We start from the raw sequence: 23,146 nt of genomic DNA on the forward strand, positions 1-23,146 counted from the left end.
GGTCTTACTAAACTCGTCCTATCATACTCTTAGATATCCCGATTATCCTTGCCAACTGTCTTATGCTAATCCCGGGCATTTTCTTTAGTTCACGGATAAGTTTATCTCGTTCAGGTTTGTCTAATCTATGCAATTCGCCAATATTAGGAATTCCCAGTTTTTTTAACCATTCTATAACTTCTGTGTCAGTTACGGTTAATGGTTTTTCATGATCATCCAGGCATTGATCATTGTTTATCTCATTCGTATATTGTTCAAATAGTTTTTTGGCTGTTTTTTTGTTTTCGGAGAACATATTCAGGCCAAATTCAATATCGATTATGCCGGCATTTTCTATGTATTCATGGTAACTGCTCCAACGGTAAAACCTTGCCTCTTTTGCTATTCCGGCCTTAACCGGATTCTGATGGATATACCTTAATACAGTAAGAAAATATGCATCTGTTTCCACGGCCTCGCTTCTAAAACGTTCCTGAAATAAATGACCGCACCGGCTATATTTCTTGTTGTACCATAATACATAACTACCGCTAATTCGTTTTATAGTAATAGAAATAGATTCCTTATTCTCTTTAACTAGTAAATGAACATGATTGTTCATTAGACAATAGGCATAGAGTTCATAATTACTGACCTGTTTATAGCGCCTGATAGTTTCCACGAATTTTAGCCGATCCTCATCTTCCATAAATAGATTTTGCCTATTAACTCCCCTGAGCATAAGATGGTAGATACCAGTATTACTCCTCTGTCGAGCCCTTCTGGGCATTATTTCCACCCCTTATATAGTTTAACATAATTTGGGACAAAGGAGGAGGGGACAGTAAACCTGTCCCCTTGTCCCACTTGTCCCGCGCAATGAAATGTAAGAAATTCTTAAGAAATTGGTTCAGTTTTTTGTCAGCCTTGCTGTGTAAGGTATAGTTAAGGCGTACGGGTTTATAGATTATAATACGAGGGGTGGTGATATAAGTGGAAAAACAACGGGTCCTGGTGGTTGATGATGACCGAGAGATTGTCAATGCAATTGCTATCAACCTGCAGAATGAGGGTTATGAAGCACTGAAGGCCTATGACGGCCTGCAGGCGCTTGATATGATCAGCACTCAGAGTGTGCAGTTAATTATCCTTGATGTGATGATGCCCAATTTGGATGGACTGTCTACCACTCTGAAGATTCGTGAAGAAAAAAACATACCGATCATTATTTTATCAGCTAAGTCAGAGGATACGGATAAAATTTTGGGGCTTTCCATGGGTGCTGATGATTACGTTACCAAGCCTTTCAATACTATGGAACTTATGGCCCGGGTTAAGTCCCAGCTAAGGCGTTATCTGAGTCTGGGGGATGTTAATGTACAGGCCAAACCCAATATTCTACAATCAGGGGGGCTGTGTTTTGACCTGGAAAACCATACCCTATATGTCGATGGTGAATCGGTAAGATTAACTGCTACGGAAACCAAGATCATGGAGCTATTAATGCATTCACCGGGGCGTATCTTTCCTGCCGAGGAAATATATGAGCGGGTCTGGGAAGAGCCGGCCTACAGGGTGGAAAATACCGTTATGGTGCATATTCGCCGTATCCGGGAAAAAATCGAGATAAACCCGAAAGAGCCTAAATACTTAAAGGTGGTATGGGGCATTGGATACAAAATTGAGAAAATCTAAACCGTTTACAGCTTGGCTATGTTTTTTTCTGGGCGTTAGCATCATTATCGGCCTCCTTGTTATTGGTATTGCTGCCTTAGCACACGCACAAGGAAATTGGGTAGTTTTAAAAGCTCCCTTTACTGATTATAAAAGCAGTATTGCCTTCAAGGAGAGGACCGGTAACTATTTTAATAAACTTTTTTCCCTGGTAGCTGATCCTTCATCTTATGATATCGAATATATGGAAATGACTAAACAGGTCTTAGACGATGAAGGCGACAATTTAAAGTATTATGCCATTAACAAAGATAGTAATCTTTTGGTAAAAAATTCCGCTGGTGACTTGTCATCAATTCCTAAATCAGGCAAAATACCGGACTTGCCAGGTTATAAATACATCTGGTATTTTGATGGGCAAAAGCTATGGGTGATAGATCACGGTAAACCGGTTGACATCGAGCGGCTAGATAGTGGTTATCGTGGTATAGTTCCTAATCTTAGACAATATACAGATAACCCTGCTGAGCTGGTGAATAGCGAGATCTGGCTGGCAGTCAAAGATCCCCTGGTCAAAAACCCGTACGGGCGATCCGGGTACTATGCAGAACAGCAATTTCTGCCTGTAATCGGATGGGTTTATATCGCATTTTTTGCGGTGGGAATAGCTCTATGGGCCTTGGCGATAATCAGGCGCCGGGAAAAGCGCGAATTTGACCGGAAACTAGCCTCCTGGTCGGGCCGGATGTGGCTGGAAGTGAAGATAGTGCTTTCCCTGCTGGCTTTAAGCGCAGTGGCGACATTTACCTATAATTATTACCGGGGATCTGGTATATTTGATTGGGTATTAGATATTACCTTAACTAGTTGCTTCTTGTTGCTGGGCCTCTGGTGGTTTTACCTTATGCTAATTGACCTGATAGTAAACGGTAAAAACTTTTTTACCCACAACTCAGTCAATTCTCTTATAAGTTGGTACTGCAAATACGAAAAAAGGTATTCCTGGCAAAAATCCATGCTGAAGCGTGCCTATATTCTGTTAGCGGTCGAGGCAGTTATGGCTTTGGTATCGGTTATGTTTTTAATGGGGGGTGTGGCAGGTTTAAGCGGTTCTGCTTTACTGGTTGCCTTGCTGATAGCTGGTGCAGGTATATACTTAATTTACCGGTATCTGAAGCGGTATGATGAAACTTTAAGCGATCTGGGCCAACTTATGGACCATATTGAATTAATCAAGAATGGTGACATGAAAACCAGGCTGGAGGTAGCCGCAGATGCTGATATCTACCCTGCCGCCCAAAATCTTAACTCCATCCAGGAGGGTATGAGTATTGCGGTGGCCGAGAAGATAAAATCAGAACGTATGAAAATTGACCTTATTACTAATGTATCCCATGATTTAAAAACCCCGCTAACTTCTATTATTAGTTACGTGGATCTCTTAAATAAAGAAGAAGGCTTACCTGAGCATGTAAATGATTATATAAAAATTCTAGCCCAGAAATCAGAGCGCCTGAAAAACCTTATTCAAGATCTATTCGACCTGTCCAAAGCCAGTAGTGATAATATTAGCCTGGATATGGAAAAGATTGATCTGGCACGCCTGATCAAGCAGACCCTGGCAGATATGGAGGAATCCATCAATGCCTCCGGTCTTACCTTCCGGGTCAACATTCCTGATGAGCCGGTATATATAATAAGTGATGGTAAAAAACTGTACCGGGTGTGGGAAAACCTGATTGCTAATGCTCTGAAATATTCTCTAACCGGTTCACGGGTATTTATAGACATGAGCCTGGATAACCAAGGTGCATTAGCTACTATTAAAAACACCGCTGATTATGAGATGAAATTTAGTGAAGATGAAATATTGCAGCGCTTTGTGAGAGGGGATGAATCCAGAACTACCGAAGGATCGGGATTAGGGCTGGCTATTGCCCAGAGCTTTACCCAGATTTGCAATGGCCAATTTTCAGTTAAAATAGACGGGGATTTATTCAAAGTTGAGTTGGGTTTTGTAACCATACAAGAAAGCTAGGCACAGGAATGACTGTCCCCAGGATGCTTGCTCCAAAGGAGGGGACAACAAACCTGTCCCCGTCCCCCTGTCCCCGTGTCCCCCCGTGTCCCCTATCCCCTGGGCAAGAGGGGACAGTAAACCTGTCCCCCTGTCCCCTGTCCCCCTGTCCCCTTGTTTGATCATACCTTTACTTTCCTTTCCATAGTCCATGGAGGTTACAATAGGCGCGTGCTTCTACGTTCATATCATCAATAGAAAATACTGCTTCGGGAGCTTCAGTTGGTTTCAGGAATTGACGATAAGCTTTATCACCGGCTATTACTTGTATCCAGTCAATATAGTGTTTCTCAACCATAGGATGTACATCACTGCCGACTTTTACTCGTATACCCTGGTCGATTTTTTCAATAACCGGGATGTGTTTTTCAAAGGAGGCTTCTACTGTGTTTTCGTTTTGTAACTGCATGGGTTTACCGCAGCAAACTAGCTGCCCTTTGCCTATATGAATAACTTCGACTATGTTCCCGCAGATTTCACATTTGTATACTTCTAATCGTTTGGTCATATATAAACCTCCTAAATAATTTGTTAGCTATATTTTACCCGAGGCAGTCCGGCTTTACAAACCATTCCACCACGGGGGGAGGACCTGTACTCCTGTGCATATTCCCCTATTCTGCTATTAACTAAAAGCCGGTTTTCCGGCACATGTTATATATAGCAGTGCATTTAAATACAGGTTTGGGTGGAACACAGCTGCTCTACTCCTATTCCCTTGTATAAATAAGGCATGGTAACTCCATAATATTAAATATAGATTTTAAGACCAGAAGGTAGATCAATGTTATTAGTAATTATTCGTACCTTAATACTATATATGGCTACGGTTTTACTTCTCCGGGTGATGGGAAAAAGACAAATAGGTCAGCTACAACCTTATGAGCTGGTAGTAATAATTATGATCTCGGAGCTGGCGGCTATCCCTATGCAAAACACCGGTATTCCGCTCCTGTACGGTATAATTCCTATTTTTGTCTTAGTAGCGGCTCAGGTTGCTTTATCCTATATATCTTTAAAAAGCCAAAAAGCCCGGGGTTTTATTTGTGGTAAACCCAGTATTCTGATTGCCAAGTCCAAGGTAATGGACGAAGAACTAAAGCGCTTGCGCTATAACATGAATGATTTATTAGAACAATTGCGTCAAAAAGATATTCCGGATATTACTGATGTAGAGTATGCGATTTTAGAAACTAGCGGTCAGCTCAGTGTAATTTTAAAATCGCACAAACGGCCGGTACAACCGGAAGATTTAAAGATTACAACCGAATATGAGGGTTTACCAATTACCCTGGTATTAGATGGCCGCATTATTGAGGAAAATTTAGAAAGGGTTAATATTGATGTTAATTGGCTGGAAAACCAGATGGAAAAACACCAGATTAAAAGCGTGCAAGATGTGCTTTTTGCCATTATTGACACCCGGGGACAATTTTATTACCAGCTTAAGTCGTTAGCTGAATAAAAATTAATTAAAGGAGTTTTAGGTAGGGCTATGAGGCTACTGGTAAGTATTTTTCTAATACTAAGTATGACTATTGCTTCGGGGATATGGTTTAATCACTCACTGCAAGGTTCGGCCGGCGAATTAACCAGGCAGATTGATCAGGTATGCAGGGAGATAAGAGAAGAGCGATGGGAAGCAGCTATAAAGCAAACTGAAGAACTGGAAAAAATATGGGAGCAAAAGGCTAAGTACTGGCCTGTTATTTTAGATCATCAGGAGATGGATAATATTGAGTTTTCCCTGGCCAAGGTTATGGAATATGTAGCCAGCCAGGATAATGCCCTTTCCTTGGGCCAGCTTTCCGAGCTTAAGTTAATGATAGAACATATTCCCCGTAAGGAAGAAGTGAATCTGGAAAACATCCTTTAACCAAGGCTGAAAGTAGGGGACGGATTTTTGTGTCGCTAACAAAAATCCGTCTTTTTTTGTCATGTGATATGCTCCCCTTTGAGTAGACACCTGAAAAAACAAAAATTCAGGACTACACAAAGGGGAGTTTTTTTATGGGTAGAAGTAGGATCGATTGGGGCAAGAAAGTTGAAGCCGTCGAGAAGTACAAGCAAGGAGAAGGAAGTCAGGATAGTATAGCGCGCAAATATGGGATAGATCCATCCACTTTGCGTCAATGGATAGTCAATTATGAGGCCATGGGCCCGTCTGGGTTAGCAGCCCAGCAGACAAACACCAGATACAGCGTGGAACTGAAAACCGCAGCGGTAGAGGCGTACCTACGGGGTGAAGCAAGCTTATTGGAAATATGTAAGAGGTATAGCATTCGTAGCAAAAGGCAACTCCAGGATTGGATAACGGATTATAATGGTCATAAAGATATTCGGGCCACCGGGGGCCGAGGGAGAGGTATTTATATGACCAAAGGACGATTAACCACGTTGGAGGAGCGGATAGAAATTGTCGGCTACTGTATAGCCAATGGTAAGGACTATGGTGCAGCAATCGAGAAGTATGGGGTATCCTACCAGCAAATATATAGCTGGGTATGCAAATATGAGAAAAAGGGCGTAGACGGCCTAATCGACAAGCGCGGGAAGCGCAAACCGTTGGATGAAATGACCGAAGTTGAGCGTCTTCGGGCAGAGAACAGGATGCTTAAAGCCGAGAACGAGCATAAGGAAATGGAGATTGCCGTGTTAAAAAAACTCCAGGAGATCGAGAGGAGGCGGGGCTGAGCGGGGTCCGGCAGGAAAAGCTTTACCTGACCGTAAAGGAACTGCACGGAAATAAAGCATACCCAGTAAAGGACATTTGCAGGATATTAGACCTGAACAGGTCATCCTATTACAAATGGCTCCACCGCAGCAAGAGTGCCCGCGAGTATGAGAACGAAGATCTTCTTCACAAGCTTGGTTATCTCTACGCTGAATTCAACGGAATATATGGATATCGGCGACTGACAGATGAACTGAACGCCAGATACGAAACCAGTTATAATTACAAGCGTATATATCGTCTTACCCGACTGGTTAACTTGAACGCCGTCATCCGCAGAAAGCGTCCGCAATACCAGCGGTCTACTCCTGAAGTTACAGCGGAGAATATTTTGAACCGTGATTTCACAGCAGAAAAGCTTAACGAGAAATGGCTGACCGACGTCACAGAATTCAAGTACGGAAATAATGAAAAATTGTATTTGAGCGCAATCCTTGACCTCAAAGACAGAAGCATTATCTCTTTCGCCATGGGACGAAGCAACAATAACCAGCTCGTGTTTGAAACCTTTGATTTGGCCGTTTCTAAATACCCCGATGCTCACCCGCTGTTTCATAGTGACCGAGGTTTTCAATATACAAGCAAGCATTTCAAGATCAGATTGAATAATGCCGGAATGAAACAAAGCATGTCGCGTGTCGGCCGCTGCATTGACAACGGCCCAATGGAAGGTTTCTGGGGTACTCTTAAGTGCGAGATGTACTACCTTGGTAAGTTCCCGGATTACGATAGCTTGGTAGCGGCTATTGAAAGCTACATATATTTCTACAACTACGAACGCCGGCAAAGGAGACTGAACAAACTGCCTCCGATGACCTACCGTCAGTTGCTTGAAAATGCAGCCTAAAAACTGAGCCCCGTCATTGACGGAGCCCGGTAAAAGGTTTTCTTTTTTTCGTCTGTCTACTTGACAGGGAGCAGTTCAATGGCAGGGGGGATTTTATTTTTGGCTAGCTATTGCTGTCAACAGGGTATTTTGCTTTCCTGCCATTACAGGGGAGAGGTTTTCTGAGGAACATGAGCCGTCTCTTTTTTGCTGGTTAGAGGTGGTATTCTCCGGTATTTTACCTGGCATTAAAAAAGGCCGATTTCTAAAAAACCTTGAATTTGTTGAATTAGTCAGTTATCTTATAGTAAGAATTCTAACTATTCATCCAGGGGAGTTTGTATTATGAATAAAGAAGAAGCCAAAGAAATACACTTATTGCTTTTGGCGTTTATCAGTATTTTCCATAAGAAATTTTTGCTTAAGTTGCGCCAACATAGTCATTTTCATCCCCGGGTTAAAAAAAATGGGGTAAAAATAATTAATATCTTGTATCACCGTGATGGTCTGACACCTACCGAACTAGGTAAGATGCTGGATATAGAAAAAGGTAGTCTTACTACTATATTAGACCAGTTAGCTGATAGGGGATTTATAGTGCGGGAAATTGATGCCAATGATCGACGCAAACTATTAGTATCTCTTACCCAGGCCGGCCGGGAACAGATGGATAGATGCATGAGCCGGTACACGGATAGTCTGGTAGATTTGTTCGGAGATACCAGGGCTGAGGAAATGGCTCTGTTTACTAGCAATTTAAGGTATATAGTCGAGTTTATGAAAAAAGTATAGAAGGAGTAACTATTGTGGATCGATCAGAAGAACTACGTAATAAAAGTATAGGCAGGCTGCTGTGGAGTTTTTCCTTACCGGCGATTGTGGGAATGCTGGTAAACTCCCTTTATAATGTTATAGATAGGATCTTTGTAGGCCGGGGAATCGGATCGATAGCCATTGCCGCTACTACAGTGGCCTTTCCTATTATGATTGTGCTTATGGCGGTTTCCATCCTGATAGGTGTTGGGGCTACTGCTTTAATATCTATTCGCTTGGGAGAGCAGCGGCCGGAAGAAGCGGAAAAGGTGGCTGGTAATGCCATGACTATGTTAATTTTATTGCCGGCTTTCTTTACGGTTATATTTCTGCTTTTTACTGAACCAATTTTAAGCGCTTTTGGAGCTAGTAGAGAAGTACTGCCTTATGCCCGGGATTTTGTGCAAATTATCATGCTGGGTTCAGTTTTTGGATCTATCAGCATGGGAATGAATAACTTTATCCGGGCCGAAGGTAACCCTAAAATGGCTATGTATACCCAGATACTAGGTGCAGTAGTTAACGTGGTTTTAAACTATACTTTCATATTTATATTCCACTGGGGCATCAAGGGATCGGCTCTGGCCACGATTACCGCCCAGTTGATTTCGGCTATATGGGTATTAAGTTATTTCTTTACCGGTAGGAGTCTGGTGAAGATACGGGTGAGGAATCTAAAACCGCAGATGCCTATTTTAGCAAGTATTACTGCCATTGGTTTTGCACCTTTTGCTATCCAGATTGCCTCCAGTATACAGCAGCTTATCTTAAATAAAACACTTATGTTCTATGGAGGGGATATGGCTTTATCTGCTGTAGGCATTATCATGAGCATAGCCACCTTGCTCTTTATGCCTTTATTTGGATTAAGCCAGGGTGCCCAGCCGATTATCGGCTTTAATTATGGCGCCCGGCAATATGAGCGGGTAAAGAAAACCTTGAAAATAGCGGTGATTGTAGGCACGGGCATTGCCCTGGCAGGGTACCTGGTTATTAACACCTGGCCCACCCAGTTGATTGGCTTATTTAGCAATGGAGAAACAGAGCTGACTACTATGGCTTCTCACGCTATGTTAACCTTTTTTGCTGTGATTCCGGTGGCAGGTTTCCAAATTATATGTTCTACTTATTTTCAGGCGGTAGGCAAAGCCTTAAAATCGGCTATACTAAGCTTGTCCCGGCAGTTTTTGCTGTTTATACCTTTATTGCTTATTTTACCGCGCTTTTGGGGTATAGAAGGGGTCTGGAGAACTGCTCCCATTGCCGACATCTTATCTCTTTTCTTAACAGCAGGCTTTATTTATTATGAGATGAAGCATCTGGGCCGCCGGGAAACAGTGTGTGCGGCAGTAGATGAGGAAGTAAATTTAGCGGATTTTTCCCGGGATCTTTGTAGCGCAGAGTGTAAGTAAGAAAATGAGCCAACTTTTGGTTAATAAATTTAAAGACGGGGGTCAGGCTTTTAGACTTCGCAGCCTGACCCCCTATTTTTAATCACATAGTATACCAAATTCGTATTGGGCACGTGCTCCGCCTATGAGAGGCTGACGGGTTCGGGCCATCGTAAGGTGAGCCTGGCCGATACTTTTTATTGAGCCTCGTACTGGTACAACTACCCTTCTAAGGTGCATGCCAATAAAGGTATCGCCAATATCCATACCGGCATGGGCCATAATTCGTTCCACTACCACCGGATGGGAACATTGGTGATAAAAGGTAGTGGCAAAACCCCCACCAGCTTTTAAGTGGGGGACGACCGTAACTTCTTCCAGGCCGTACTTTTCGGCACATTCTGCTTCTACTACCAAGGCACGGTTTAGGTGTTCACAGCATTGAGCAGCTAAAAACAGGTTGTGTTCCTGCAAAGCGGGGAGTAAGCCGGCCAGAACTGCTTCAGCGATTTCAATGCTGGAAGCAGAACCAATTTTTTTCCCGCTAATTTCGCTACTACTACAGCCTACTACAACTAATCTACCTTTTTTTAAAGCAGCCGCTTCCAGGAGTTCTTTTATAGCGTTTTGTACATCTTCCTTAATGTGCTCCAGGTTTAGTTCCAAAATTATTGGCCTCCTTCGAGGGGGGTTATTTAGACCCGGTTAATATAACATCACCCTAGGGTATAACAGATATAAACTAAAAGATGGTTCTCTTCGAGCGTGATTTCGGGATGATACTCGGTAAAGCAACTTAACCGGAGGTTAACGTGTAGTTGTTAATCTCACCATTTTTATCAATATCCAGCAGGACACCTCTTAACTGTATTTCATCGTAATTGCTGCCGGGATTAATACACAGCGTCCTTCCGATTACACTGGTACCGCGACTGGAATGCACATGTCCATGCAGGCTTAAGAGAGGTTGATATTTTTCAATAGCCTCCCGCACCGCTTTACTTCCAACTGGACCAGTAGCCAGTGAATCCCCATCCAGAACCGGATTCAAATCTTCATCATATAGAGTATCCTGGTCTAAATCCGTATCATAAGGAGGAACATGGAGGTTGAATATGCATTTTTGCATGTTTTTAACCTGAGCTGCCAGTTTATCAATTTTTTGTCCCAATTCCTCTTCACTGATATCACGGGGATATTTAAAAATAGTCGGATGTCCACAGCTTAAAGACAAAACTTCAAAACCGTTCATAGCTATGACCTGGTTATCACCATTTTTGACAAACTTTAATTTGCCTAACAATTCGTCGATATAGGGGGGATCATCATTACCCGGAATTATTACACAGGGGAGTTTATTCTTACTAAACCTTTCATCCATTAGTTCTACCCAATTTTGCAGCTGTTTTACCTGCAGCTCCCGGGTAATACGTTCTACATCTTCCTTATTAATCTTTTCTATTTCTTCTTCACTCATGATAATCCAGTAAAAACCGGCATCATGGAGTGTTTTTTGCAAATCCGGCAGATCCCGCTCATCTTTGAGTACTACGGTTGAACCGTAATAAGTGGCTTCCCATTGGCTTTTTTTATGAATGATAGGGACCACGGCTTTACCTACGAAATCCCCGCCATAAATAACCATGTCAGCATTGTAAAATGGTCCTGCGTTGGTGAATTTACGGAAAGTGCTCTCCGCTGCGTGGATATCAGTTGCATAAAAAATCTTCACAAGTATCACCCCTTTGTTTATTTTTAATCAGCCGGGATTTCCTGGAATTGAATATTGATATCGATACCCTGGCGGGCGGAAGCAGATTTGGAAAGATAGTACACTACCAATGGTATCACCAGCAGAACAATCGACATCACGATCATGGTGTAGGGCATATCACCGGCAAAGAAAGGTATGATTAGATATATCAGGATGGACACGCTGATAATAGTAGTGAATATCCCCAGCCAGGTAATAGTCGGTAAGCCCAGGAACCTACTTCGTACCACGGGCGGTGCTGCCTGGAATAAAAGGCTTCTTCTCCAGGGAAAAACGATACCGGAGATGCCTAAGAATATCCAGGCTAAAAACCAGGTGAAAATTGTATACCCGATGTAGGCGGTCCATTGGGGCAGGTAAATATCCATCAGGAGGAAAAGCCAGGCTACAACTAGTGCAATAGTATTGGCTGTCAAAGGAGAGCCTGATTTAGGATCAATTTCAGCTGTTTTGGCCGGGAATAGGCGGTCAAACCCCCAGGCATATATATTACGGCTGGGCCCAAAACTCATGCCGGCTGCCGATCCATAAGTCGCCATAAAAAAAGCCAGCGCAATCAGGAAGATAAACAGGGGGTTTTTGGTCAGTATGCCGATCAGAATGGTGGCAAAAGGCTCATAGCCACCGAATGGGTAAGCCGGGTTCCCGGTACCCCCCAGGTACATCAGGGCATTGGTCCATAAAGCTCCGAAACTCTTGTAACTAAATCCATAAAAGATTGCCCAGGCTGACATAAGTATGGCTAGTGACCCAAACATGGCAATCAGCTGTGATTTTTGTACATTACGGACCTCACCGGCCAGGTTGGCGGAAAAAGTGGCCCCCAGTGTATTTAGAATAATATAGGTTGAACCAGCCATAATGGTAGCCCCCAATAAAAAGGTAGGCGGGTGACCGGCCTGAACAGCCAGGGGAATTACGTCATGATAATTTAACCCGGTCAAAGAAGTAAAATTAGCAGCAAAAGTACCCGGTTTGGTAATAATATTAGCTGATATATAGGTAAGAGCCCCTATAATAGTACCGATTAGGGCCATCCAGGACATCTTCATCATAGCCCGGCTGCCTTTATAAAACACTATCCAGATAAAGAAAATCAGGGCTGTGCCAATTAATGCCCGGATATGCAGGCTGTTTAAGGCCTCGGCATAAGCCATCCAGGCCATATTTCCAGTAGCCCAGCGCAGGGAAACAAAGAACTCCACCAGGGCATACTTTAAAGCCCAGTCAGTACATACCCCTGTCCAAGATATGGCGGTAAAAGAAATCATAAAACTGGACATTAACCCCAGGGCTGGGTGTAATATTCGGCTGATATAAATATACTCTCCACCCTGACGGGGCATGGCGACCGATAATAACCAGTAAAGACCGGCGATAATAAACATTTGCGTTACCGTTAAAATTGCCCATCCCATATGTGCTCCTGGATAAAGGAATGGTGCCCACATCAAATAAACCAGGGCATACATTAGGCCCGGGTTAACGGTTGAATAGACCAGTGTATCGTAAGGGCTGATTTGTCGGGTAAAGCCGATAGCTTGCTGTTGGAATAGTTCTAATCCCTTAGCCATGGACGCTCCTCCTTTAGTTTATGTGCTAACCTTGTAGATCACACTATCCTGCCACCCGGTTACAACGCGAATATAGCCGCTCAGTTCCTGGTCCAGCTCAGGATCCCCAGTGTCTACCAATAATGGCATGGGCTGTATGGAAACCAGTTTATCCTTACTCGCGACCATGATTATATTCTGTTTGCCTACTTCTCTAATAACTCGGGGGCTTATTTGCTGGTTACCCCGGCCAAAAATATGGCCCTGACCTCCAATGACTGTGACCACAATTTTGGCTTTGTGGTTTTTAATCGTTTTATAGAGAATTTCTTCGGTCACATCATTAGCTACTAATTGCTTATTCCGAACAATGTCCACTCCCAAGAGGGTATTAGGCAAAACTAATTGTTCCATAATGCTTCTGGTGGTGGTGCCCGGCCCGATTACATAAAAAACATCATCTTCCATATCAGCAACAATTTGAGCAGCCATACCCAAAACTTCTGCTTTTTCTGACCGGGTGCCGGATTTAACACTCTGCACAAACTTTTTTAATTCAGGAACCTTTAAATACCCATAAAGGGTCGCACTAACTCTGCCTTCCCGGAAGGCTTCTTCATCAATATCCATAACCTCAGCTTCGCGGATATTTACTACCTTATCTTGTAAATAAAGTTTAGCTGCTTCACCGGCACTTTTAGGATTTACGGCATAAACGGCTGAGTGTATTTTTACCCCGGCCGGAATTCCTAAAACCGGAATGCTACTGCCAATAGCGTTATAAATATTGCGGGCGGTTCCATCACCACCGGCAAAAAGCAGCAAGTCCACATTTTGCTCTTGCATGGCCTGGGCTGCCTGTATGGTGTCATTGGCGCTAGTTTCTCCACTATGAATCGAGCCTGTTACCACTGGGTCAAAGCCTGCTTCCCGGGCTTCATCTTCCCCCATTTCCCGAGGGTAGGTGATGATTTGAATATTTTCCTTTATTTCGCCTAGAATTTTTAAAGCTTCGATAGAGCGCCGGGGTGCTTCAGGTGTAGCCCCTAATTCCCGGGCCTTTTTCAAAATTTCGATGCCATCGCTACCCTTTAAACCGACTTTTCCGCCCATGCCGGCAATGGGGTTAATAATTAAACCAAGTTTTTTCATGCTATTCACCGTTTATTAAAATTTAGTTTTCCGCCCGGTTAAGGGCGGAAAACTATTTATACTCTACTGAATACCCTTTCTTTTTTTATACTGCTTCCAGGTAACGGCTATAAGCTGTTCTTCGTTAATGGCCGGGTGTTTAACTCTATGGACAGGTCCATTGTGGGGGGCAGTTTTAATAGTTTCTGGATCTTGATAACATTCCCGGGAAATCTCTTTAAGAGCCCCTACCCATTCATCGATATCGTCTTTGTTGTAGGATTCGCATGGTTCCGGTGTAAATGGTTCGGGAACAATCCAGGGATGATGGGAAGTCCAGTAATGTTGTATGCCAAAGTCGGATAACCTCTGGTTAACATCATCAGTGCCAAAACCGGTATCTTCCTTAAGTTTTTCCCAGCTCCAGCGCACCTGCTCTAGCCGGTTTTTCCCCACCCCAAAGTCGTAATACATAACAACTCCGGGAATCTCTTTCATTTTTTTCATCATGTAATTATTATTAAGAACAGAAATCTTGGCAGCTTCCTTCAAACCTTCGGGACCATGCTGCATAATCCACATATAGGTTCTAATTACCACCGGGGCATTACCGAAAAACTGTTTCACTCTGCCGATACTTTCCGGGCAGTTATAGTCCAGATAATAACGACTTCCATCAAACTCCACCCGGGGTATGGGCAGAAATTGTTTTAACTCTTTTTTAATCCCAATGGCTCCCAGAGCCGGTCCCATACAACCGTGAGGAGCGGAAAAGGTTTTATGCAGGTTAAAGTGGCACATATCAAAACCGGCTTCTTTAGCCCGGGCAATACCCAGGAAGGCATTGGCGTTAGCCTGGTCATAAGAGCATAGTGCTCCGGCAGCATGGGCGGCATCAACATATTCCCTTATGCGGGGATTATATATTCCCGTATCTTCAGGATTAGTGATCATAATCCCGGCGGTGCGGTCAGAAAGGGCTGCTTTAAATGATTCAATAGGGGGGAATCCGTTTTCATCAGGCATTAAAGTAATTACTTTAAAACCGGCAGTATTAGGGGTAGCAGCATCACAGGGGTGAGAAAACATGGTGGTAATCATCTCGTCCCGTTTTAGATCACCCCGGGCCTGGTGATAAGCACGGATAATAGAGGCATTGGTATAAACACCGTGAGCCCCGCCACCTGGTTGTAATGAAAAGTAATCCAGACCGGATATTTCCTTTAAAAACTCCTCGACTTTGTAATAAATATAGAGTAAGCCCTGCATAGTATCCGGGTCCTGCAGGGGGTGAACATAAGTCAGATTAGGATCACGGGCTACCAGATGCTCTTGAACTTTGGGACTGTATTTCATGGTACAGGTACCCTGGGAAATATCTATAGTTACATCAGTACCTAGTGTTTCCTGGGATAAGCGCAGGTAGTGACGGTTGACCCTCATCTGATTAACTTCCGGAAGAGCAGGTGCAGCCTTCCTTTTCAAATTACCCAGAACTGAAATCCCGTCTCCTACCTCATTTTCAATCTCCGGTTCGGCCCGGGGGACTAAGACTCCCCTTTCTCCAGGTACGCTCAGCTCAAATATTATTTCTTCATCCCACTTTGCCTGGTGGAACTTTCTGAATCTCGAATATCTATCTCTTCCCATTCCTGTGTCATTCCTTTCTAAGTTAAATTACGCTAAACTACCGGACTGTTGAAGTTAGCAACTCACCACGCCCTGCAGTGCATAACATAATTTATCGATGTCTCCTTTGGTATGGACTTCGGTTACGCAGTAAAGTGCTGCTTGCCCCAGGTCAGGAAATTCCCGCGAAAGGTCTTTACCACCAAATACTTTGTATCCCAGCAGAGCTTTATTAATATCGGCTACCGTCTTTCCGGTTTTATCAAACTTGACTACAAACTCTTTGAAAAACGCCTGGGTGGGCAGGACTTCAACTCCAGGGATAGCCGCTATTTTCTTGGCCGCATACTGGGATCTTTGCATAATAGTGGTACCTACTTCTTCCATGCCTTTAGGTCCCATCAAAGCCAGGTAAACACCGGCAGTAATAGCCCACAGACCAGTACTAGTTCCGGTAAATTCGTTGGCTTTATCACGGGAACCATAAGAAGTCCTATCATACAAAACTTCACCAAATCCATATTCGCCTTCCACGACGGTATCAGTGATTCCAAACATCAAGTCTTTAAATTCGGCTATATATTTAATATCATCCGGGGTAGCGATAAAACCGCCCTGACCTCCACCAGCCTGCATGTGTACCCCGAGAGTATGGAAATCTCCACAGACAATGGTAGCTCCATAATGGGGAGGTGCCTCGATTACTCCTAGTGAGATGGGATCAACATAAACGATATATTCAGCCCCAGCTCCGATGGCCACTTTACCGATTTCTTCACACTGCATTTCCACTGCACCCAGATAAGTTGGATTTTCGATGTATACCGCACAAACATCATTACCACATTTGTTTTTCAGATCATCAACATCCAGGCAGCCGGTAGAATCGCACTTTACAGTAACGATTTGAATATCGGTCTGGGGCATACTATTCAGGTAATTGCGGATTACCATTAATACCTCGGGGTTCATTTTTTCAGGCAACAACACTTTGCCCCGGCCATTAATGCGGTTAGCCATTCTTATAGAACTGGAAGCAGCCTGGGCCCCATCATACATAGGAATACTTAATACATCTAAATCGCATAACTCTGCCATTAAGCTGCAATATTCCCACAAAGCCTGCCATTTACCATGGTCGGCAATTGATTCACCTACATAGGCAGTTAAAAATTCCCCCCGTCCATTAATTTCATCACAGACCGCCGGAACAAAATGGGGGGCACAGCCGGCTCCCAGGAAGCAGGTATTCTCTTTACAATTTTTATTTTTGGCCAGTATCTCTTCAGTATGTCTTCTTATGGAATACTCATCATAGAGGGGCTCAGGTAGCTGCATTTCACCTTTAAACCTGAGTTCATCAGGAATTTCCCTTTCATATAGTTCCATGATGTCAGAAATGCCTATTTCCTTCATCATGGCCTGCTTAGTCTCCGGAACCGAGTTAGGAATATACGGGTAGACAATTTGCTCCTTATTATGCATTTTCATTCCTCCATATAGCACTTGTTGTAAATCGGTGATCTTGTTTTATCAGGAAGGATTGTACATATCGCAGTTGGTATCACCTGATGTAAAAGACTCTAGGCCATTAATAACCATGCTGTCGGCAAAGCACACTTTGTGGCGATTATATTTACAGTTTTGCACATCACAACTTACCAGTGGCTGAAGATCAATGGCATCTCCTTCATAAAGATGCCCAACATTGCCTAAATTAACCGCCCGGGCATCGTCGGCGTTTATTCCGATACGTACCTCGATAGGGGTAGTTTGAGTTACCTTTCCTACCGGTTTAGTATCTGAATCCCTGGCTACAAATGTTTGACAGATAGCCTTATTTCCTCCATGAATTACCAAGATCTCCCCGGCGGCACATTTGTCTTGGGGATGATGAAATGAACAGGTGGTTACTTTACAGGTGGTATCAGTTGTTGCCACATCACGTTCCTCCTTAATTTAGTTAATAGGTGTCCTGTTAGAAGAATGCTTAAATCCATCACCTTCTATTGTGTTTTAACTATTTTTATCCTAGGTTAATTAATTAATCCATAAATTTGCCAAATACAGTATTTACCAGGAGAATCTTTACCCAAGATCGGTATAATCCTAAAAGCATATAATGGAAAAGCCAGGGAAATGGTTTTTTCGAGTTCGCGAGCGTAATATTTCTGTGGACAAACGGATATAGTGATGGCAAGATTAGCAGGGTAAGAAATATAGGTGCTATTAATAGAAAAGGTATATAAAAACATAAATAGAAAGGAGCAACCATATGATTAAAGAATTTAGGGAATTTATTGCTCGAGGCAATGTATTGGACCTGGCGATAGGTATAGTGATTGGGGCTGCTTTTGGGAAAATCGTAACTTCTTTTGTAAATGATATCTTGATGCCCCCCATTGGTCTATTACTAGGAAAAGTCGATTTTTCCAATCTTTTTATCAATCTGTCGGCAGGCGAATACCAAACCCTAGCTGCTGCCCAGGAGGCTGGAGCCGTTACCATAAATTACGGACTATTTCTAACTACATTAATCGACTTTTTAATTATCGCTTTTGCGATCTTTCTGGTAGTGCGGCAGGTAAATCGTTTTAAACGTAAGGAGGAAACGGCAGCCATTGAACCTACCACTAAAAAATGTCCCTATTGTTTATCAGAGATCGCTTTAGAAGCTACACGTTGTTCCCACTGTACCTCGGAGCTATAAGGTATCTTAGAACAGCCAATATTGTTACGACAATTTATGAGCCGGAATGATTACTTTTGCAGAAAAGGCCCTTTTATTGGTAATAAGGTTTACAATAGTAAGTAGGTGGTTATCTTTAGTATAAAATTGGGTATCACGTTTACTTCTTTTCTTCCACAACAAATATGTATCAAATTTCAGCATTACATGTTAAGATGTGTTCTGCTAATATAAGAATAAGCATATTCTATTAGGAGGAAAAGAGGTTTATTATAAGGTTAATAGGTGCCTCTGCGCACCTAATATGCTACTTGGTGTGATACAGGAGTAAGGAGGTTACAGTTATGGAAAGTAAAATTATCGACCTATTGGGTGACGAAGCTGGGGATTTATTGGGACACGTATGTAAAACTGTCCCTCGGGAGAATCTTCATGTACCTGGCCCAGACTTCGTAGACCGGGTAATGGCCATTTCTGACCGACCCACCAGAGTATTACGTAATATGGATACCCTTTTTAATACTGGTAGGCTGGCTGGTAGTGGTTATTTGTCGGTCTTGCCGGTAGATCAGGGAGTTGAACATACTGCAGGAGCTTCTTTCGCCCCCAACCCTCTCTACTTTGACCCGGAGAACATTGTTAAACTTGCTATAGAGGGTGGCTGTAATGCTGTAGCATCTACCCTGGGGGTACTAGGGGCCGTTTCCCGTAAATATGCTCATAAAATTCCCTTCATCTGCAAGCTAAATCATAATGAGCTGCTGACTTACCCAACCAAGCATGACCAAACTATATTTGCGAGCGTAGATCAGGCTTTTGAAATGGGGGCTCTGGCGGTAGGGGCTACCATATACTATGGTTCTGATGAATGTCGTCGCCAAATTCAGGAAATATCCGAAGCCTTCCATTATGCTCATAGCCTAGGTATGGTTACGGTATTGTGGGCTTACCTGCGCAACTCTGACTTTAAGGTAAATGGCAAGGATTACCACGTTGCTGCTGATCTAACCGGTCAGGCCAACTATCTGGCCGCCACCATTGAAGCTGACATAATAAAGCAAAAACAGGCGGAGAATAATGGTGGTTTTGAAGCTTTACAGTTTGGTAGGACTAACAAGAAAATGTATAGTGATCTGGCTACTGACCATCCCATTGATCTAACCCGTTACCAGGTGGTGAATTGCTTCATGGGCAGGGCTGGCTTAATTAACTCAGGTGGAGCCTCCGGGGAAAACGACCTGGCCCAGGCAGTGCGTACTGCCGTAATCAACAAACGGGCCGGGGGTATGGGACTTATCTCCGGACGTAAAGCCTTCCAGAAATCCATGCAAGAAGGTGTTGAACTGCTGCACGCCATTCAAGACGTATACCTCAGCAAAGATATTACTATAGCTTAAGAGATGGGAAAACCTTAACCCTGTCTGGATAAATTTCTGGCACCAAAAAGCCCGGACCCATGACTTTTCATGGGTGCGGGCTTTTTAACTAAATCATAGGATTAAATCAGACCGATTTTGGTATGTGGAGTGCGCTAGCTATTCACGATACCAGCAGCGTGGTGGGGGCAACTGCTATATATGGTACCCGGGCACTAGCAGTTGGGACAACCATTAAGTTAACTCGTGCTTTATGGATTATGTCCCTATCATTTTTAGCGGCCCGGTTTAACAGAACGGAAAGTAGGGCTTAAGTTTCCCTGGTTTCTATATTGGGGTTTCTTTTCGCTGCTTTGCTACGTTTTTTATTTCCTGGCGGGGACACATTTTGGAATAGCCTGGCAGCTGGTGGCAAACAAATTATGGTAATAACTCTGTTTTTAGTGGGAACCGGAATAACTAGAGGAGACCCGAAAAAAATCGGAACTGGTCCACTGCTAAATGCAGTAATATTATGGTTTATGGTATCAGTCATTACTTTAGCCGCTATCCTTCTAGACTGTTACCATCTTGATGTGCCCATTGATTAAATTAGACCACCTGGGCAATAGCTCCGCTGCAGTATTGTTCCCGCAGTTTAGGTTTTTCGATTTTGCCGGTAGGGTTGCGGGGTACTGAAAAAGACATTGCGGAGACGGTAATTGGATGACTTTACCAATAGGGCAGGGTAAAATATTATTAATAGCCGACAGGATTATGGTGGAAAAGAGGGGAGTATGATGGAGTTATGCGGACAGGCAGTTATTAGCGGAATCAGCGAACTTAAACCCTTTACTGATCGTAGCGATAAAGGTACCCTTGAACTCCTGGCCCAGGCTGCGGTGGAGGTGCTGGATGATGCGGGCATAAACCAGGCTGATATTGACGGCTTATTAGTTACGCCGCCTTCTGAAGATAGTGCTTTTATGTGGCCGGCCCAGGTGGCGGAGTACCTAGGTTTAACTCCGTCCTATTTAAACATGGTTGAATTGGGGGGAGCTAGTGCCTGTGGGGCAGTAGCCCGGGCTGCTATGGCCGTAGCTACCGGGGTGTGTAAACATTGTCTTTGTTTAAGCGGGGGTATCTGGGACAGCCAGGTTTTTAACCGCCGATCTGGGAAAATGGCAGTTATGTCCCGAGCGGAAGTTGATTATGAACTTCCTTACGGGCCGATGGGATTTAACTCCGGCTATGCGCTCATAGCCATGCGCCATATGTATGAATACCATACTACGCCCGAACAAATGGCTAAAATTGTTGTAGATCAAAGGAAGAATGCCCTTTTAAATCCCCGGGCCCTTTTTAATGACCGGGCTCTCACTATTGAAGATGTACTGGCCTCCTCACTTATTGTTGATCCGATTCATCGGTTGGAGATTGTCAGGCCTTGCGGCGGGGCGGCAGCAGTGCTGGTAAGCCGGGGGCAGGAGGCCAAGGACAGACCACATCAGCCCGTCTACATTCTGGGAATAGGAGAATCCTGTACCCATAATTCTATTGTATATGCGAAAAATATAACCTCCAGTCCGATTAAAGTTTCGGCACAAAAGGCACTGGCTATGGCCGGGGTTAAACCTGCTGATATTGACCTGCTTTCTTTATATGATTGTTATCCCATCACCGTAATTATTACCCTGGAAGATGCCGGGTTCTGTGCTAAAGGGGAAGGGGGATTATTTATTGAGAATCACGATCTTACCTGGCAGGGAGACCGGCCTCTTAATACCCATGGCGGACAGCTTTCCTGTGGTCAGCCCTCTTATGCGGGTGGCATGTCTCATGTTATTGAAGCGGTGCGCCAGCTCAGGGGAGAAGCCGGAGAACGGCAAATCAGCTCTAATCAACTGGCTTTTGTAAACGGCAATGGTGGGGTTATGAGCACCCAGAGCAGTCTAGTTTTGGGGAGGGATAAAAATGGTTGAAATTAATGGCCTTAGTCAAAATGGGGAAAGAGAGCTTAAAATTCAATATTGTCCCGACTGTAGTCATTACATATTTTTTCCCCGCCGATACTGTCCCTATTGCCTGCAAGCCCGGCCCAGGTGGGTGACCAGCCGTGGTAAGGGAAAAGTATACAGTTATACAATAGTACGTAAAAGTGCCCTGGAGGAATTTGTTAACCAGGTTCCTTATGTATATGCCATTATCGAGTTAGAAGAAGGGGTACGCCTAATATCGAATCTGGTTAACTGCTCGCTTGACGAAATTAAAATAGGTATGCCGGTAAAAATAACCTGGCGGGATGAAACTGAAGAACTAGTGCCCGTTTTCCAACCAGATAAAGGTGTATAGTGTTCCTCTTTTGTGAATTAAGAGTGTTTTAACTAATCATTGTCCTTATATACCTGTTTTAACCTCAGATTTAGTGGGTCTACCTAGGGAAGGAAGTAAAAAAAGCACCATCCTGGCCAGGTAAGGTGGATGGTGCTTTTTAAAAAGCTAATTATTTATCAGGAAAATAACGGGCCAGTAAGCCGGCAAAGGCACCCCCGTGGCGGGCCTCATCTTTGCACATTTCGTGAACAGTATCATGAATAGCATCATAGTTAAGCTGTTTAGCCCGGGTAGCCAGATCTTTCTTACCCTGGCAGGCACCATGTTCAGCTTCTACCCTCATTTTAAGATTAGTCTTAGTATCGGCGACTACTACCTCGCCCAGCAGTTCGGCAAATTTAGCCGCATGGTCGGCTTCCTCAAAAGCAATCCGGCGATAAGCTTCGGCGATCTCGGGATAGCCTTCCCGATCTGCCTGGCGGCTCATGGCCAGGTACATACCTACCTCAGTACATTCGCCGGTAAAGTTAGCTCTTAGTCCAGCTAGTACTTCGGGATCAATATCTTTAGCTACACCGATACGGTGTTCGTCAGCCCAGGTTAAGCTGCCGGTTTCAACAGCCTCATTAAATTTATCCTGACTAGCTCCACATTGGGGACACTTCTCTGGCGGTGTATTACCTTCATGTACATAACCACAAATGCTGCAAACCCACTTTTTCATAAATTAAATCCTCCTCAATTAATAGTGTCATTTCTTTAAATCAGGCCTTGACTAGACATGCTGGACAGATTCCCCGGAAATACAGGTGGCTTTCCGATACTTGAAAATTGTTCAGGCTTTCAAAATCAGCTAAAGGTTCTCGTAGTCTAATATCGTAAATAATCCCACAGGTATTACATTTAAAATGTCCATGGACGGAAGTATCAGCATCATAGCGCATTTCATTTTCATTGATAGTAATTAATTGAACAATTCCTTTTTGCAAAAAAAGGTCGAGCGTATTGTATAAAGTAGTTTTCGATAAAGTAGGGATATCCTTAATCAGTTCCCGGTAAATCATATCTACATTCGGATGGTTACGGTTTTCAATCAGGTACTCATAAACTTTCATCCGGTGGTGAGAAGGCCTGATGCCATTCATTCTCAAAAGCTGCTCAATTTTTCTGGTGTTCATAGGACGCGC

Annotated in this window: 25 protein-coding genes; 14 read left to right on the forward strand and 11 right to left on the reverse strand. The window is 43.6% G+C overall.

The window, feature by feature from the left end:
• Positions 1 to 7: 7 nt before the first annotated feature.
• On the reverse strand, positions 8 to 769 hold the full coding sequence (locus ACZ5Q0_RS07815; protein WP_447182395.1) for a transposase: 762 nt from the start codon (positions 767 to 769) through the stop codon (positions 8 to 10).
• Between the two features lie 203 nt (positions 770 to 972).
• Here ACZ5Q0_RS07815 and ACZ5Q0_RS07820 point away from each other — a divergent pair, with 203 nt between their 5' ends.
• Entirely contained in the window at positions 973 to 1,674 is a 702-nt protein-coding gene (locus ACZ5Q0_RS07820; RefSeq protein WP_447182396.1) for a response regulator transcription factor, read from the forward strand.
• Positions 1,649 to 3,691: a sensor histidine kinase gene (locus tag ACZ5Q0_RS07825; protein WP_447182397.1), complete on the forward strand. Its 2,043-nt coding sequence runs from the start codon at positions 1,649 to 1,651 to the stop codon at positions 3,689 to 3,691. Before ACZ5Q0_RS07820 ends, ACZ5Q0_RS07825 begins: the two co-directional genes overlap by 26 nt.
• A gap of 169 nt (positions 3,692 to 3,860) precedes the next feature.
• Here ACZ5Q0_RS07825 and ACZ5Q0_RS07830 read toward each other — a convergent pair whose 3' ends face one another.
• The gene (locus tag ACZ5Q0_RS07830; protein ID WP_446818612.1) at positions 3,861 to 4,238 is read right to left on the reverse strand and encodes a desulfoferrodoxin; all 378 of its coding nucleotides are present in this window, start codon (positions 4,236 to 4,238) and stop codon (positions 3,861 to 3,863) included.
• A 276-nt stretch (positions 4,239 to 4,514) separates the two neighbouring features.
• Between ACZ5Q0_RS07830 and ACZ5Q0_RS07835 the strand changes: the two genes are divergently transcribed.
• From ACZ5Q0_RS07835 to ACZ5Q0_RS07860, 6 genes are all read left to right on the forward strand, one after another.
• Positions 4,515 to 5,195 carry a YetF domain-containing protein gene (locus tag ACZ5Q0_RS07835; protein WP_446818611.1) on the forward strand — a complete coding sequence of 227 codons (681 nt, stop codon included), beginning with the start codon at positions 4,515 to 4,517 and terminating at the stop codon, positions 5,193 to 5,195.
• 30 nt (positions 5,196 to 5,225) lie between these two features.
• On the forward strand, positions 5,226 to 5,606 hold the full coding sequence (locus ACZ5Q0_RS07840) for a DUF4363 family protein (RefSeq protein WP_446818609.1): 381 nt from the start codon (positions 5,226 to 5,228) through the stop codon (positions 5,604 to 5,606).
• 134 nt (positions 5,607 to 5,740) lie between these two features.
• Positions 5,741 to 6,424 (forward strand): transposase, encoded by a 684-nt coding sequence (locus ACZ5Q0_RS07845; RefSeq protein WP_446818359.1) that lies wholly within the window; start codon positions 5,741 to 5,743, stop codon positions 6,422 to 6,424.
• 41 nt (positions 6,425 to 6,465) lie between these two features.
• On the forward strand, positions 6,466 to 7,311 hold the full coding sequence (locus ACZ5Q0_RS07850; protein WP_464827298.1) for an IS3 family transposase: 846 nt from the start codon (positions 6,466 to 6,468) through the stop codon (positions 7,309 to 7,311).
• A gap of 324 nt (positions 7,312 to 7,635) precedes the next feature.
• The gene (locus ACZ5Q0_RS07855) at positions 7,636 to 8,082 is read left to right on the forward strand and encodes a MarR family winged helix-turn-helix transcriptional regulator (protein WP_446818608.1); all 447 of its coding nucleotides are present in this window, start codon (positions 7,636 to 7,638) and stop codon (positions 8,080 to 8,082) included.
• Between the two features lie 14 nt (positions 8,083 to 8,096).
• Complete coding sequence (locus ACZ5Q0_RS07860; protein WP_446818606.1) at positions 8,097 to 9,515, forward strand: MATE family efflux transporter; 1,419 nt, start codon at positions 8,097 to 8,099, stop codon at positions 9,513 to 9,515.
• 78 nt (positions 9,516 to 9,593) lie between these two features.
• Here the strand turns inward: ACZ5Q0_RS07860 and ACZ5Q0_RS07865 are convergent, their stop codons facing one another.
• From ACZ5Q0_RS07865 to ACZ5Q0_RS07895, 7 genes are all read right to left on the reverse strand, one after another.
• Positions 9,594 to 10,160, reverse strand: coding sequence for a TIGR01440 family protein (locus ACZ5Q0_RS07865; RefSeq protein WP_446818604.1), 567 nt, complete (start codon positions 10,158 to 10,160; stop codon positions 9,594 to 9,596).
• Positions 10,161 to 10,290: 130 nt separating this feature from the next.
• Positions 10,291 to 11,226 (reverse strand): metallophosphoesterase family protein, encoded by a 936-nt coding sequence (locus ACZ5Q0_RS07870; RefSeq protein ID WP_446818602.1) that lies wholly within the window; start codon positions 11,224 to 11,226, stop codon positions 10,291 to 10,293.
• 23 nt (positions 11,227 to 11,249) lie between these two features.
• Complete coding sequence (locus ACZ5Q0_RS07875; RefSeq protein WP_446818600.1) at positions 11,250 to 12,842, reverse strand: APC family permease; 1,593 nt, start codon at positions 12,840 to 12,842, stop codon at positions 11,250 to 11,252.
• Between the two features lie 18 nt (positions 12,843 to 12,860).
• On the reverse strand, positions 12,861 to 13,973 hold the full coding sequence (locus ACZ5Q0_RS07880; RefSeq protein ID WP_446818598.1) for an ATP-NAD kinase family protein: 1,113 nt from the start codon (positions 13,971 to 13,973) through the stop codon (positions 12,861 to 12,863).
• Between the two features lie 63 nt (positions 13,974 to 14,036).
• Positions 14,037 to 15,602, reverse strand: coding sequence for an aminomethyl-transferring glycine dehydrogenase subunit GcvPB (gcvPB, locus tag ACZ5Q0_RS07885; protein WP_446818596.1), 1,566 nt, complete (start codon positions 15,600 to 15,602; stop codon positions 14,037 to 14,039).
• A 54-nt stretch (positions 15,603 to 15,656) separates the two neighbouring features.
• Entirely contained in the window at positions 15,657 to 17,066 is a 1,410-nt protein-coding gene (gene gcvPA / locus ACZ5Q0_RS07890; protein WP_446818594.1) for an aminomethyl-transferring glycine dehydrogenase subunit GcvPA, read from the reverse strand.
• A gap of 48 nt (positions 17,067 to 17,114) precedes the next feature.
• On the reverse strand, positions 17,115 to 17,522 hold the full coding sequence (locus ACZ5Q0_RS07895; protein WP_446818592.1) for a DUF1540 domain-containing protein: 408 nt from the start codon (positions 17,520 to 17,522) through the stop codon (positions 17,115 to 17,117).
• 334 nt (positions 17,523 to 17,856) lie between these two features.
• On the opposite strand from ACZ5Q0_RS07895, the gene mscL reads away from it, so the two are divergent.
• From mscL to ACZ5Q0_RS07925, 6 genes are all read left to right on the forward strand, one after another.
• The gene (gene mscL / locus ACZ5Q0_RS07900; protein WP_446818591.1) at positions 17,857 to 18,291 is read left to right on the forward strand and encodes a large conductance mechanosensitive channel protein MscL; all 435 of its coding nucleotides are present in this window, start codon (positions 17,857 to 17,859) and stop codon (positions 18,289 to 18,291) included.
• A gap of 323 nt (positions 18,292 to 18,614) precedes the next feature.
• Positions 18,615 to 19,667, forward strand: coding sequence for a class I fructose-bisphosphate aldolase (locus tag ACZ5Q0_RS07905; RefSeq protein ID WP_446818590.1), 1,053 nt, complete (start codon positions 18,615 to 18,617; stop codon positions 19,665 to 19,667).
• A gap of 122 nt (positions 19,668 to 19,789) precedes the next feature.
• Positions 19,790 to 19,960, forward strand: a complete 171-nt coding sequence (locus tag ACZ5Q0_RS07910) for a hypothetical protein (RefSeq protein ID WP_464827095.1) — start codon at positions 19,790 to 19,792, stop codon at positions 19,958 to 19,960.
• A gap of 108 nt (positions 19,961 to 20,068) precedes the next feature.
• Positions 20,069 to 20,236 carry a hypothetical protein gene (locus tag ACZ5Q0_RS07915; protein ID WP_446818589.1) on the forward strand — a complete coding sequence of 56 codons (168 nt, stop codon included), beginning with the start codon at positions 20,069 to 20,071 and terminating at the stop codon, positions 20,234 to 20,236.
• A 186-nt stretch (positions 20,237 to 20,422) separates the two neighbouring features.
• A complete protein-coding gene (locus tag ACZ5Q0_RS07920) occupies positions 20,423 to 21,607 on the forward strand; it encodes a thiolase family protein (RefSeq protein ID WP_446818588.1) in 1,185 nt (394 codons plus the stop codon).
• A complete protein-coding gene (locus tag ACZ5Q0_RS07925) occupies positions 21,600 to 21,977 on the forward strand; it encodes a Zn-ribbon domain-containing OB-fold protein (RefSeq protein WP_446818587.1) in 378 nt (125 codons plus the stop codon). The genes ACZ5Q0_RS07920 and ACZ5Q0_RS07925 overlap by 8 nt, the downstream gene beginning before the upstream one ends.
• A 151-nt stretch (positions 21,978 to 22,128) precedes the next feature.
• Here ACZ5Q0_RS07925 and ACZ5Q0_RS07930 read toward each other — a convergent pair whose 3' ends face one another.
• Together ACZ5Q0_RS07930 and ACZ5Q0_RS07935 are read right to left on the reverse strand one after the other, a co-directional pair.
• On the reverse strand, positions 22,129 to 22,683 hold the full coding sequence (locus ACZ5Q0_RS07930; RefSeq protein ID WP_446818586.1) for an NADH peroxidase: 555 nt from the start codon (positions 22,681 to 22,683) through the stop codon (positions 22,129 to 22,131).
• Between the two features lie 40 nt (positions 22,684 to 22,723).
• Positions 22,724 to 23,137, reverse strand: coding sequence for a Fur family transcriptional regulator (locus ACZ5Q0_RS07935; protein WP_446818585.1), 414 nt, complete (start codon positions 23,135 to 23,137; stop codon positions 22,724 to 22,726).
• Between the last annotated feature and the right edge of the window lie 9 nt (positions 23,138 to 23,146).

It is taken from the genome of Syntrophomonas erecta subsp. sporosyntropha (genome assembly GCF_055395365.1).